At 61.7% G+C, this 13,168-nt stretch carries 13 protein-coding genes; 11 read left to right on the forward strand and 2 right to left on the reverse strand.

Annotated elements, in window-relative coordinates; translation table 11 throughout:
- The first annotated feature begins 237 nt into the window (after positions 1-237).
- The 4 genes from Q4C89_RS04380 to Q4C89_RS04395 all read left to right on the forward strand — a co-directional run bounded on the left by Q4C89_RS04380 (position 238) and on the right by Q4C89_RS04395 (position 4,212).
- Entirely contained in the window at positions 238-1,485 is a 1,248-nt protein-coding gene (locus Q4C89_RS04380; RefSeq protein WP_303101383.1) for an acyl-CoA dehydrogenase family protein, read from the forward strand.
- 143 nt (positions 1,486-1,628) lie between these two features.
- Positions 1,629-2,429: an SDR family oxidoreductase gene (locus Q4C89_RS04385; RefSeq protein ID WP_303101384.1), complete on the forward strand. Its 801-nt coding sequence runs from the start codon at positions 1,629-1,631 to the stop codon at positions 2,427-2,429.
- Positions 2,426-3,523, forward strand: a complete 1,098-nt coding sequence (locus Q4C89_RS04390; protein WP_303101385.1) for a phosphotransferase family protein — start codon at positions 2,426-2,428, stop codon at positions 3,521-3,523. Before Q4C89_RS04385 ends, Q4C89_RS04390 begins: the two co-directional genes overlap by 4 nt.
- Complete coding sequence (locus Q4C89_RS04395; RefSeq protein WP_303101386.1) at positions 3,520-4,212, forward strand: histidine phosphatase family protein; 693 nt, start codon at positions 3,520-3,522, stop codon at positions 4,210-4,212. The genes Q4C89_RS04390 and Q4C89_RS04395 overlap by 4 nt, the downstream gene beginning before the upstream one ends.
- Positions 4,213-4,364: 152 nt before the next feature.
- On the opposite strand, the gene Q4C89_RS04400 is transcribed toward Q4C89_RS04395, so the two are convergent.
- Positions 4,365-5,297 (reverse strand): tyrosine-type recombinase/integrase, encoded by a 933-nt coding sequence (locus tag Q4C89_RS04400; protein ID WP_303101387.1) that lies wholly within the window; start codon positions 5,295-5,297, stop codon positions 4,365-4,367.
- 353 nt (positions 5,298-5,650) lie between these two features.
- On the opposite strand from Q4C89_RS04400, the gene Q4C89_RS04405 reads away from it, so the two are divergent.
- On the forward strand, positions 5,651-6,556 hold the full coding sequence (locus Q4C89_RS04405; RefSeq protein ID WP_303101388.1) for a hypothetical protein: 906 nt from the start codon (positions 5,651-5,653) through the stop codon (positions 6,554-6,556).
- 52 nt (positions 6,557-6,608) lie between these two features.
- Positions 6,609-7,607 carry an LLM class flavin-dependent oxidoreductase gene (locus Q4C89_RS04410; RefSeq protein WP_303101389.1) on the forward strand — a complete coding sequence of 333 codons (999 nt, stop codon included), beginning with the start codon at positions 6,609-6,611 and terminating at the stop codon, positions 7,605-7,607.
- Positions 7,608-7,617: 10 nt separating this feature from the next.
- Here the strand turns inward: Q4C89_RS04410 and Q4C89_RS04415 are convergent, their stop codons facing one another.
- Positions 7,618-8,649 (reverse strand): CdaR family transcriptional regulator, encoded by a 1,032-nt coding sequence (locus tag Q4C89_RS04415; protein ID WP_303101390.1) that lies wholly within the window; start codon positions 8,647-8,649, stop codon positions 7,618-7,620.
- A gap of 166 nt (positions 8,650-8,815) precedes the next feature.
- On the opposite strand from Q4C89_RS04415, the gene Q4C89_RS04420 reads away from it, so the two are divergent.
- From Q4C89_RS04420 to Q4C89_RS04440, 5 genes are read left to right on the forward strand one after another with little or no spacing between them, the layout of a single operon-like run.
- Positions 8,816-9,535, forward strand: a complete 720-nt coding sequence (locus Q4C89_RS04420) for a hypothetical protein (protein ID WP_303101391.1) — start codon at positions 8,816-8,818, stop codon at positions 9,533-9,535.
- 12 nt (positions 9,536-9,547) lie between these two features.
- The gene (gene hpaE, locus Q4C89_RS04425; protein WP_303101392.1) at positions 9,548-11,107 is read left to right on the forward strand and encodes a 5-carboxymethyl-2-hydroxymuconate semialdehyde dehydrogenase; all 1,560 of its coding nucleotides are present in this window, start codon (positions 9,548-9,550) and stop codon (positions 11,105-11,107) included.
- Complete coding sequence (locus tag Q4C89_RS04430) at positions 11,104-11,685, forward strand: SMI1/KNR4 family protein (RefSeq protein ID WP_303101393.1); 582 nt, start codon at positions 11,104-11,106, stop codon at positions 11,683-11,685. The genes hpaE and Q4C89_RS04430 overlap by 4 nt, the downstream gene beginning before the upstream one ends.
- Positions 11,682-12,482, forward strand: coding sequence for an NAD(P)-dependent oxidoreductase (locus Q4C89_RS04435; RefSeq protein WP_303101394.1), 801 nt, complete (start codon positions 11,682-11,684; stop codon positions 12,480-12,482). The genes Q4C89_RS04430 and Q4C89_RS04435 overlap by 4 nt, the downstream gene beginning before the upstream one ends.
- Positions 12,479-13,021 carry a hypothetical protein gene (locus tag Q4C89_RS04440; protein WP_303101395.1) on the forward strand — a complete coding sequence of 181 codons (543 nt, stop codon included), beginning with the start codon at positions 12,479-12,481 and terminating at the stop codon, positions 13,019-13,021. The genes Q4C89_RS04435 and Q4C89_RS04440 overlap by 4 nt, the downstream gene beginning before the upstream one ends.
- Positions 13,022-13,168: the final 147 nt, after the last annotated feature.

Here is a 13,168-nt window from a genome sequence, read left to right on the forward strand (position 1 = left end):
GCGTCATCAGCGGCGGCAAGCGGCAGGCCGTGACCCGCTGCGACATTTTTGCCGTAACCGACAGCGGCGAAAAACTGGTCGCCACGGCGCTGGGCACCATCGTCAAGTCGGACGCGGCTCCGGTGAAAGGCGCTGAAATGCTGGCCGAGACACCGGAAAGCTGACCATTGGCAGGCCCGGTGTCAGCCGCCCAGTGTCGGCCCTGGCCCCCGTGCGCTTGCCCCAGGAGGAACCCCTATGACCATGTTCGGCACCACACCCCGCTCCGAGGAACTGCGTCAGCGCCTGCTGAAGTTCATGGACGACCACATCTACCCCAACGAAGCCGAGTTTATGCGGCAAGTCGAAACGGGTGACCGCTGGGAACATGTTCATCTGCTCGATGAACTCAAGCCCAAAGCCAGGGCCGAGGGCCTCTGGAACCTCTTTTTGCCGCCCGCCAGCGACCCCCAGGGCGAGTTCGGGCCGGGCCTGACCAACCTGGAATACACGGGCCTGTGCGAAATCATGGGTCGGGTCTGGTGGGCGCCCGAAGTCTTCAACTGCAGCGCGCCCGACACCGGCAACATGGAAGTGCTGGCCCGCTACGGCACGCCCGAGCAGCAAGAGACCTGGCTGCGTCCCCTGCTGGAGGGCGAAATCCGCTCCGGCTTTTCCATGACCGAGCCGCAGGTGGCTTCCAGCGACGCGACCAACATCGAATCCAGCATCGTTCGTGACGGTGACGAATACGTCATCAACGGGCGCAAGTGGTGGACGAGCGGCGCAGGCGACCCCCGCTGCCAAGTTCTGATTTTCATGGGCAAGACCGACCCGCAGGCCGACCGTCACCGCCAGCAGTCCATGATTCTGGTGCCGATGGACGCGCCCGGCGTGACCAAGGACCGGATGCTGCACGTGTTCGGCTACGACGACGCCCCGCACGGACATGCCCAGATGACCTTCGAGAACGTGCGCGTGCCTGCCAGCAACATGCTGCTGGGCGAGGGACGCGGTTTCGAGATTGCCCAGGGACGTCTGGGGCCAGGACGCATTCACCACTGCATGCGCCTGATTGGAAGTGCCGAGCGTGCCCTGGAACTCATGATTGGGCGCAGCGCCCGCCGGGTGGCCTTCGGCAAACCGCTGGCGGCGCACCAGCACACCCGCGAGATGATTGCCCAGAGCCGCATGGAAATCGACCAAGCCCGGCTGCTGACCATGCAGGCCGCCTACATGATGGACACGGTCGGCAACAAGGCCGCCAAGGGCGAAATTGCCGCTATCAAGGTGGTGGCCCCCAACGTGGCCCTGCGCGTTATTGACCGCGCCATTCAGGTCTACGGCGGTGAAGGTGTCTGCCAGGACACGCCGCTCGCCATGATGTACGCCCATGCCCGCACCCTGCGACTGGCCGACGGCCCCGACATCGTCCACACCGAAACCGTCGCCAAGGAAGAACTGCGCCGCCAGGGCGTAGATCTGCGGGCGGGTCGCCAACAGTAAGACAAGTAAGTAGGTCGCAGTTCATCTTTGGATGAACCGAGCGAAGAAAGCACGCCCAACCGAGAATAAAGCGTTTTCGGCTCTGTTCCGAACATGCGAAATGCCAGGTTCGGCGTGCCTCTTTCACCGGGGAGGAAAGGCAGATGCAGATTGAAAATAAAGTCATCGTGGTGACGGGCGGCGCGTCGGGCATCGGGCTGGCGCTGGCGACGCGGTTTGTCAAGGAAGGCGCGACGGTGGTCACGGTCGACCGCAACGCCGAACTGGGAGCCAAAACCGCCCAGGAGATTGGGGCGCGGTTCCTGAGTGCCGACCTCAGCCTGGAAGAAGAAGTCAAGGGCGTCATTGACGACGTGCTGGCGAAAGAAGGCCGCATTGACCTCTTTTGCTCGAATGCAGGCGTGGCCCTGGGCGCTGGCCCGGAAACGTCAGAGCACATCTGGGACCTGGTCTACCGCATCAACACCATGAGCCACGTCTGGGCGGCGCGTCACCTGCTGCCGCACTTTCTGGAGCGGGGCGAGGGCTATTTCCTCAACACGGCGTCGGCGGCGGGCCTGCTCACCGAACTGCACTCCGCGTCCTATGCCGTGACCAAGCACGCGGCGCTGGCCTTTGCTGAGTGGATGGCAATTACCTACAGGAACCAGGGCATCAAGGTGTCGTGCCTGTGTCCCGAAGGGGTCTGGACGCCCATGATTCAGCATGTGCCCTTCCTCCAGCAGACCGCCATCAGCACCGACGAACTGGTGGAGAAGACGCTGGAAGTTCTGCGGCGCGACGGCTTCCTGATTACCACCCACGAAACCACCGTGCGCGAGTTCCAGAACAAGGCCGCCGACTACGACAACTGGATTGGCAAGATGGCCTACCTGCGCGGCAAGTCCCAGGCCATGGTGGAGCAGGCCCGCAACAAGAAAGGGGCAGGCGAGGCACATTCATGACCCGCAGTGACACGGCCCCCATGCGTCCCGGCGAGGAATTGCCGCTCGACCGCCTGCGCGAACTCCTGCGCGGCCAGGTGGCAGGCGACGTGGACGCCCTGAGCGCCGAACAGTTTCCCGGCGGCTTTTCCAACCTGACCTACCTGCTGCGGGCCGGAGATCATGAATATGTGCTGCGCCGCGCTCCGCTGGGGCCGGTGGCGAAAGGCGCACACGACATGGCCCGCGAGTATCGCTTGCTGGAAAAGGTCAATCCGGTGTTGCCCGTCGCGCCGAAACCTACGCTGCTGGTCGAAGACCCGGAAGTGCTGGGGTCGCCTTTTTACCTGATGGAGCGGCGGCACGGCGTGGTCGTTCGCACCCGGATTCCTGCCGAGTACGCCGACCTGCCCGACGCACCCCGCCAGATGTCCGAGGCGCTGGCCGATACGCTCGCTGACCTGCACGCCGTAGACATTGACGAAGCGGGCCTGCGCGACATCGGCAAACCGGAGGGCTTCAATCGCCGTCAGGTGGAGGGCTGGGCGGGCCGCTGGCGACGGGCGCGTGAACTGCTCCGTGACTCTGGCGACCTGCCGCCGCCCGCCGAATTGCGCGACGAACTCGTCATCGCCTGGCTGGAAGCGAACGTGCCGCCCGAATCGGCGCACACCCTCGTCCACAACGACTTCAAGCTCGACAACCTGATGCTCGACCCCGCCGACCCCTCGAAGGTGACGGCGCTGCTCGACTGGGAAATGACGACGGTGGGCGACCCGCTGGTGGATTTGGGCCTGACCCTGACCTACTGGACTTCACCGCCGCAGCCCGGAGCCGCTGGGCCGCACATCGGAGCTGCCGGACACGAGGCCGGATTTCTGACCCGTGAGGCGTTCCTGAGCCGTTACGCTGAGCGCAGTGGACGCGACGTGAGCCAGGTGATGTGGTACGAGGTGCTGGGCCACTTCAAGCTGGCGGTCATCGTTCTTCAGATTTTTGCCCGCTACCGCCTGGGGCAGACCCGTGATCCCCGTTTTGCCGCGCTAGGCGAGCAGGCCCGCTGGCTGATAGGCGAGGCGTGGCGGCGTATAGCGCAGACGGCGGAACAGGCGTGAGCGAACTGCTGCTCATTCGGCACGGTCAGGCCACACCCTTCGAGGCCGAGACCGACCGACTTTCGCCGCTGGGCGAGGCGCAAGCGCGGGCAGTGGGGGAGACCCTGGCTGACTTTGCGCCCACCCATGTCCTGCACGGCACCCTGGTGCGTCAGCGCCGCACTGCGGAACTGGCGGCAGAGGGACGCGGCTGGCCTACGCCCGTTACCGACCCACGTCTGTCCGAGTTCGACGGCGACGGCTTGATCAATGTGCTTGCGCCGCTCCTAGCTCTTCAGGACACCGATTTTGCCGCCCTGGTACAGGCCTTTGCCGAAGGGCGGCATGGTCCGGAACGCAACCGCCATTTCCAGCGAATGCTCGAGACTCTGGCCGCAGCTTGGCAGGCTGGGAGCGTGACCCACCATCAGGTGGAGGGCTGGGCTGCTTTCCGTGCCCGCGTGCGTGCTGGCCTGGGTGACGTGCTGGCGCTGCCTTCGGGCAGTCGGGTCGCCGTCTTTACCAGTGGCGGGGTCATCGGCTTGGCGGTGGCCATGACCCTGGATGCGCCAGATGCGTCGGCCCTCAAGCTCAATTGGCGGGTCAAAAATGGCAGCATCACCCGAATGACTTTCGGCAGTGGACGCGTCAGCCTCGACAGTTTCAACGAGGAAGGCCATCTGCCAACGGATTTGAGAAGTTGGCGCTGAGGGCAAAAAGGCTGTCCTACTTATTTCTGTAGGACAGCCCTTTTGCCCTACGATATTCTTATTTATATGTCACTTCTTTTCTCGTCACTCTCACTGGAATGAAATGAACAGGAGAACATCTCATGCTCTGTTCACCCCAGTCCGAAGTTCAATCACTGCCCTTTAAGAAAATCCCGCAGACGGTCGTCAGCCCATTTCCCGTAGATACGAGCGGTAGCAACGTCGCTATGACCCAGATGCTCTGCTACGTCCTGCAAGGCGAACCCGGCTCGAACCAAGCGTGTTCCTGCCGAGTGTCGTAAAGCATGCAGACCTTTGTAGGTGACGCCAGCTTGATGGCACAGCGCTTTCATACGTAGACGGGCCGCTTCGGGAGAACGCCCTATAACTCTTTGTTCTGGTGCAATTTGCACAAGGTCATCTAGCGCCGTCAGCAAAGAGCCTGACAGGATGACCCGGCGTGTTTTACGACCTTTGCCTGTTACGGTCGCAACAGCTTCAGCTTTATCAATATCGCCCCAACGAAGATTCACTATCTCGGAAGCACGTAGCCCAGCACTGGCTCCAAGCAAAAGCAAAACGCGCATATCAGCGTCAGCCAAGGCCAGTAGCTTTTCCAGTTCATCCTCCGTATAAGGCTGCCTCTTGTCCTGGGGCCTCACTTTGTCATGCTGAGGCCGTACATCCCGGAAAGGGTCGAGTCGTGTGGCTTTGGCCCAACGTAAAGCCTGATAAAAAGCCCTCGCCCCAGCCAGGTAGACTCCAACAGACATAGGCTTGAGCCCCTCAGCTTCCATTCGTCTGAGCCATAGGTCTGCATGTTCGGGTTCGGCTTGAAGCAGGCCAATGGCATAGCTTCCAGTGAATTCAATCCAACGTTGCATGCCCAGCCGGTACTTCCTGAGGGTCTGCGTACTGGCAACACCGTGCCGTCTGGTCTGGTAGGCAAGTGTCAGTGACCAGAGGGTTTCTTTATCGCGGAGAGCGCAAGCTTCTACAGCCCGGCGGCGGCGCTCCTCAGAGGGCCAGGCTATCCATTCCTGAGCGGGTGCCAATGGGTCTTCCTGAAAACGGGCCAAAGTCATGTTGCTAATCTAACTTCTGGTAATCCCACTTACCAGAAGTAGCAATTTCCGTGGCCATAAGTGACGAGCTGTCTTTTTACTTTGCCAGTAGGAGTGGCTGGTCTGGGAGCTCTGGTCTTGGGAGTTCAAAGGCCTTTGCCATAGCCTTACCCAACTGCTCCCAAAAGTTCTGTGGCTCTAGTGCTTGTAACACCGATGCCGATGCCTGCGCTTTCGCAAATACCTGGATTGAGCGTTACAGGTTGGTGGCAACGACTATGGGGCGACTTCGGATAGCCGCTGGCTGTTCATATATTTTCTTATAAAGATACAGGGTGCAACGTGGTGCTTTTTAAGCATATAAAATGGCATAAATGCACCCTCAAGATGAACGACATCTCAAATTGAAGCGGGCGATGCAGGAAGCCGACCTCGACACCGTGCTGGGCGTCCTGGGGCACGACATGCGGTGGCCGCTCAAGCAACTCCGCTCCAACTTGCGATTGATTTTTGCTTCTGCTGAGCGCGACCACGTCAATCTGCTGCACCCGCCCGAAGACTTCGTGGGCTGGCTCCAGGGACCCTTGCATGAAACGGTCAAAGGCCCAGGCACTGCCAAGGCAAATACGGTGGTGGCGCGGCTGTCCACACTGTCCCAGCTCTACAGCCTGCTGATGGATGAGGAAGTCATCATTCAGCACCCGCTACGCGGCATGACCCGTCCACCCGGCGAACGTAAGGTCGAGAAGCTACCGCCCCGCGAGGACATTGAGCGCCTGCTCGTCCATGCCGAGGCTGAGGCCGACGACCCGGCACTTTTCGCCGCCCTGACGTTGATGTACCGCCACACCTTTCAGGTCGCCGAACTGCTGACCCTGCGCTGGCCCGCTTTCGAGCACAACGACGGCACCATCTTGCGGCGGCGCACCATCTGCAAGCTCGACCCGGAGAGCTACGCTGCCCTTGACCGTCTGCTGGCAAAAGCAGGCGGTCCCCTGGCCCATCCCACCGGCCGCATCTTTCCCTATGAGAACAACGATGCCCTGCGCAGCCGCATCTTTCAGGTCTGCCGCAAAGCCAACTTGGCCTTTGTAAACCCCGCCAAACTTCGCAAGGCTGGACTGCGCGACTTTGCGCTCACTGCCGACGAAGCCGGATTCATAGGTGACGAAGCTTACGCCCTCGCCCGCCGACTGGCCCAGCAGCTTGAAATTGACCGCAAGACCGATACGGCCTCTGAATCCATAACGTCCCCGTCAGGAGAAACCGACGCGGGATAGAATTGCAGCCCCCAACACGCCCCCTGACCCCGCAGCGGTGCACACTTGAGCCATGCCTCCTCTTCTTTCCGTACTCGATTTGACGCCCGTCAGTTCTGGTCAGGCTCCGGGCGAGGCCCTGCGGCATACCCTCGAACTGGCGGAGGTGGCCGATACCCATGATTACACCCGCTTCTGGATTGCCGAGCACCACAACAGCGTGGCCTTTGCCAGTGCCGCCACTGAAATCCTGATTGCCCTGGTGGCGGCCCGCACGCAGCGAATCCGGGTCGGCTCGGGCGGAGTGATGCTGCCCAACCACTCGCCGCTGAAAGTCGCTGAGAATTTTATGAGCCTGGAAGCCCTCTTTCCTGGCCGCATAGACCTGGGCCTGGGCCGCGCACCGGGAACGGACGGGAAGACGGCCCTGGCCCTCAGGCGCTCACGCGAGGCGCTGCTGGCCGACGATTTCCCGGCCCAGATTGCCCTGCTGCGGGCCTTTGCGGGTGAAAGCGAATGGCCCGCCGGGTCGCTGTTCGAGGAAATTCACGCCGAACCCCAGGGTGTGCCGCTCCCGCCCCTGTGGATTCTGGGGTCGAGTCTGTACGGTGCCGAACTCGCTGGGCGGCTGGGCGTGGGCTATGCCTTCGCCTACCACTTCAGTCAGGAAGACCCGGTCACGGCGCTGCGGGTCTACCGCGACCACTTTCGGCCCGGCCCACTGGCGGAACCTCATGCGATTCTGGGGGTCAACGCCCTCGCCGCCGAAACCACCCAGGAAGCCGAACACCTGTCGCTCACCACGGCGGCCCTGTCGCTGGGCATCCTGACCGGGCAACGTTCACCGCTGCTCGAACCAGCCGAAGCGGCTGAGCGACTGGCGGCGCAGGGGGCCAATCCCGCATCGCTGCTTAAAAAAGTGGTGCGCGGAACACCACAGCAGGTCTGGGCCGACCTTCAGGAACTGGCCCAGCGAACCGGCGCAGACGAACTGATGGTGACCACCCACGTCCACGACCCCCAGGCACGGCAGGAATCCTACCGATTGCTGGCCCGCGCCGCCCGCGCATAAATCATCGCCTTCAGTCTGCCCCGAGCGCCAGATACAGCCGCGCCAGGGTCGCCGGGTCGCCCAGGCTGAGGCCCAGGGCGTCCTCGGCCCGCTTCAGGCGATAGCGCAGGGTGTTGATGTGAACGTGCTGCGCGTCCGCCAGCGCCGCCAACGTGCCGGAGTGTGCCAGATACGCCCGCAAAGTTGCCTCCACCCGGCCCGCGTCATCCAGCGCGGCAAGGCGGGCGCGAAGTTGGGCACGGAGGGTCTGAGCGGCTTCGCTGGAGAGCAGCGGCGTCAGCGGGTCAAGTTCGCGGAACACCTGCACACCGCTGCCCCTGACCGCGCCGAGGGCCTGACGCGCCTCATCCAGCGCCGCCGCCAACGCCCCGCCCTGGTGCCGTTCGCTGACGCCCAGGCGCACGCCGCCCACCGACGCCCGCAGCGCCGCGAACAGGTCGGCTCCCTCCTGCACAGGATTTTCGGAAGGCCACCACCACAGTGCCCGCCCCTGCCACACCGTCGCCAGCCCGTCCAGGCCAATGGCGGTCAGGTAGCCTTCGCCCACCTCGGTCAGCACGTCCAGCGCGTAGGCCTGCGCCGCCTGAGCGCGGGTGCCCCGACCCTGCCCTTCACCTGCGCCCAGGTCAGCCAGCGCCACCGCAAAAGCCTCGTCACCCAGCAGCAATTCGCCCGACAACAATGCGGTCAGCGTGCGCTCGCCCACCCGCCGCCGCGCCGACCCGACCGCCGCCGATTGCAAGCGTGAAAGCAGCGCGTAGTCTGCCGCCAGTGGCCCCAGCGCCGCCCACTCCGGCCCGGTCCAGAGGGTCAGCCGCCCCACATGCCGCCGCCTCTGCTGCAAGCGAAAGCTCTGGCCCGCGCCCGCTTTTTCTCCAGCCTCAGCCACCACCGCGCCCCAACTCGCCCGAATTTCGGCCCCGCCCCCGGTGCGCCGCGCCAGCATCTTCACCAGTTCACGCTCGGGCTGGGCTGCCGCTGCCGCGCCGCGTAATTCGGTCAGGAGGCTCAGTAAGGCGGACGTGTCAGCGGTGCCGGGCATTTATAGAATTCTACAAACTACGTCACAAAATTTGTCGGTTTCGCCAGGTGCAAGGCGGGCAACTGCCCCGTATCCTTTGAGGTCAAAGGTCAACACAGTGCGAATCGGGACAGGAAAGCGGGCGTTTCCTGACAGGAGTCTCATGGGGCAAACGCAGACTGGCAGGATGAAAAAAAGAATGCTGCTGGCCTGCGCTCTGACCTGGGCAGGGGCAAATGCGGCAGGCTACGAGATGAAGTCTTACGTCGCTCTGGATGGCAAAAAGCAGGAGGCTTTCGCTTGGTGCGACGCACCTGACCGAGTGTTAGCCCTCACTCAAGTGAGGGAAAAGCCGACCAAGCCTCAGCCTGCCACTCTCGTCACTTGGCTCAAGGGCCGTTCAGGTGGCCCCAACAGAGACACCATTCAACTCGGCGCGGGTGAAGGCGCAGCAGGTTCAGTGTTTTACGCAATAAGCGGGCCAGGGCAAAAGCTACCGCCGAATGACTATGTTCGCCTGAGCAACATTGAAAATGTTCAAGACCCGTCCTACAGGATGAGCCGCGTTGTCTCGTTCAGGTTGGCTCATAAGGACTATTCATGCCGCTACGTCAAGGACGCGACCTTCATCGGCGTAACGCAGAAGCGCACCGTCATCATCTGGAACAACGGCAAAGCGGTGACCTATGCCACGCGGAATTTCGACGGCTCGGCGGGGGTGTATGTGACGGGCGGCACCGTGGAGCATGACGATACAGGGCCAGTCTACCTGTTCGAGACTTCTTCCGGGTATTCCTACATCGTCACATACGACCAACGCGCCAACTTCGTTCAAGTTCTGCGAGGCAATAAGGTGCAGTCTACCGAGCACTTTCTGGCCTATTCCTCCAGCTCCCCCAAACCATAAGGAGTCCCATCTATGACCAAATCCGAAGCCGCCCAGGCCAATCACGATCTCCTGGCCCAACTCACCGAGAGCCGACTGAAAAACGGCCTCCAGCACTTCATCGGCGGGCAGTGGGTGGATGGGCAGACGGGCCGAACGTTTGACGCGCACTCGCCCGTGGACAACGAATTTCTGGTGAAAGTGGCAGAAGGCGACGCGGGCGACATTGACCGCGCTGCCAGGGCTGCCCATGACGCCTTCCAGACCTGGCGCGAGGTGGGCGGGGCCGAGCGGCGCAAGATTCTGCACAAGATTGCCGACCTGATTGAAAAACGGAGTCAGGAAATTGCCGTGCTGGAAAGCACCGATACCGGGCAGGCCATCCGCTTCATGAAGTCGGCGGCGGCGCGTGGGGCCGAAAATTTCCGCTTCTACGCCGACCGCGCCCCCGCTGCCCAGGACGGGCAAAGCCTGCCCACCACGGGATTCATTAACTACTCCATTCGCCAGCCGATTGGCCCGGTGGGCGTGATTACGCCCTGGAACACGCCGTTTATGCTGTCTACCTGGAAAATTGCGCCCGCCCTCGCCGCAGGCTGCACCGTCGTCCACAAGCCCGCCGAGTGGTCGCCCGTGAGCGCCACACTGCTGGCCGAAATCATGGACGAAGCCGGGCTGCCGGGAGGCGTGCATAACCTTGTGCATGGCTTTGGCGAAAGCGCGGGCAAGGCGCTGACCGAGCATCCGCTGATTAAGGCCGTGGCCTTCGTGGGCGAAACCACCACGGGCAGCCACATCATGCGGCAGGGGGCCGACACCCTCAAGCGCGTTCACTTCGAGCTGGGCGGGAAAAACCCGGTGGTAGTCTTCGATGACGCTGACCTGGACAAAGCGTTGGACGCCGTGGTGTTCATGATTTACAGCCTCAATGGGGAACGCTGCACCAGCAGCAGCCGCGTGCTGATTCAGGAAGGCATCTACGACGAATTCACCAAGCGTATTGCCAAACGCGCCGCGAATATCCGCGTGGGCGACCCGCTTGACCCTGAAACCGAGGTGGGGCCGCTGGTTCACCCGCGCCACTTCGACAAGGTGATGTCCTATTTCGTCTGTGCCCGCGAGGAAGGTGCGACCATTGCCGAGGGCGGCGTGCGCGTGGGCGACAGGGGCAATTTCGTGCGTCCCACGCTGTTTACGGGGGCACGCAACGACATGCGGATTGCCCAGGAAGAAATCTTCGGGCCAGTGCTGACCGCCATTCCTTTTAAGGACGAAGCCGAGGCGCTGCACCTCGCCAACGACGTGAAATACGGGCTGGCTGGGTATGTGTGGACGAATGACCTGACCCGCGCCCACCGTTTCGCGCATGGCCTGGAAGCGGGCATGATCTGGGTCAATAGTGAAAACGTGCGTCACCTGCCTACGCCCTTTGGGGGCGTGAAAAACAGCGGCATCGGGCGTGACGGCGGTGATTACAGTTTCGAGTTCTACATGGAAACCAAGAACATCGCCATTTCGCTGGGGACGCACAAGACGGCGAAGTTGGGGGTCGGGCAGGCTCCGGCAGTCGGCAAGAAGGAGGCGGGAGAATGAGCGAGATTTCTGACGTCTGGGAGCGCATTGAGACGTGGTATGAAGCGCGAGGAGCCTCGCATCTGCTGAACGCGGGCGCATCTGCCGACGCGATTGCCGAGGCTGAAACAAATATGGGTCTGACCTTTCCCGCAGAACTGAAAGAATCGTTATTGCGACACGATGGCACCACTTGGTCGGGTTGGGCTGGGGGCGAACTGTTGTCTTTGGTGCGGATAGCCGACGAGCGCGGCGTCTGGATGGAATTGCTGGAAGGTGGGGGCTTCGACGACAATGCCGACCATAACGAGGAATCTACCCGCCTCCAGGCAGGCTGGTGGAACCCCGCATGGATTCCACTTCATGCTGATGGGGGCGGAAACGGTATGGTTATTGATACGGCTCCTGCTTCTGGCGGAACGCTTGGGCAGGTGCTTTTCATGGATCATGAAGTTGGCCCCAACGAGCCGGAGTACGATTCGCTGAGCGCTTATCTGACGGCGGTCGCCGAAGGGTTGGAAGCCGAGCAATTCGTCATCTACGACGACGCTGTCGTTTCGGTAGACGATTTGGACGAGGAAATGGAGGATGCTCCTTGATCCCCCAGCGTCTCCTCATCACGGGCGCAGCGGGCGAGGTTGGCTCGGCGTTGCATGCGCTCTTGCGGGAGCATCTCATCATCCGCCTGACCGATAACCGCGACCTGGGTCAGACGCAAGCGGGCGAAGAAATCGCGTATGCCGACCTGACCGACTTTGACGCCGTGCAAAAGGTTATGCAGGACGTAGATGCGGTGATTCACCTGGGCGGGATTGCTGACGAGGACACTTACGCCAACATCCGCGCAGTGAACATGGACGGCACTTACAACGCGCTGGAAGCAGCGCGGCAGGCAGGTGTGAAGCGCATAGCCTTTGCGTCTAGCATTCACACCGTCGGCTTTTACCCGCGCAGCGAGACTATTTCGCCCACCGTGCCCGTGCGCCCGGACACCTACTACGGCGTGAGCAAGGTCTTTGGCGAGGCGCTGGGCCGCATGTACTGGGAGCGATACGGTCTGGAGTTCGTGGGCGTGCGGATTTGTTCTTTCCAGCCGCAGCCAAAAGACCGCCGCCACCTGTCCACCTGGCTCTCGCCGCGTGACGCCGCGCAACTGTTCGCCCGCGCTGTGACTGCGCCCGACATGGGGTTTCTGGTCGTGGCGGGCATCAGTGGCAACACGCGCCGCTGGATGAGTCCCGAAGGCTGGGACGTGCTGGGCTACGTGCCGCAGGACGATGCCGAGGCCTACGCCGTCGAGGTGGAGCACATCCACGGCGATGAGAATGACATGACCGAGCAGCGGCAGGGTGGGGTTTTCGTGGATTCGGGGTATGTGGGGAGGGCGGGGCGGTGAATATCCCTAATTTGCCTGAAGGTCATCACGATTTGATACGAATTGTTCATCATTGGGGCGACCAAAGTACAATTGACACTTATTTAGATTTACTCTCTGTTCTTTTGGAAGGGTTGGATTTACCAAATGGTCATCCTCAACTTGTTACCAATACTGGCAAGCCGAAATCTGTCTATGTCCTCGCCACTACACTTGGAATGCGCTACCTGCTTGCCTTTCATCGCCGTCAGGAAATGGCTTTTCTGATTCTTCCAAGAGGCTACGAGCACGGTCACCCGCTTTTTGAATCTATGGGACATTTCGATGCTTTGCGTGGTGAAAGAGACGTTCCGCCCGCCTACGGTCTGACCCGTAATCTCCGTGGTGTCTTGGAAAACGAGCAGGTTGTAAAAGACTGGAAAGCTGCTGCCAGGGCTGAAATCAATCGTCAATCTCAATCCACTTTCAAGCGTCACCACAAACCTGCCCTTTACGAAGCCGCCCGTAATTCAGAGTATCGGGAGTTAGTTTTCTATCAGGCTTTCAATTCTGAAAACTAGCCCTTTAAGGAGGAGTTATGACCACCACCCATCACGACAAATCCATCCCCCCCATGCACCAGAGCGGCACTGGGGCCGTCACGGGCGCACAATTTCTGGAACGCCTGCGCCAGAATCCGCCGCGCCTGTACGTGGATGGGCAAGAAA

The sequence above is a fragment of the Deinococcus sp. genome (genome assembly GCF_030523985.1).
Taxonomy (GTDB): domain Bacteria; phylum Deinococcota; class Deinococci; order Deinococcales; family Deinococcaceae; genus Deinococcus.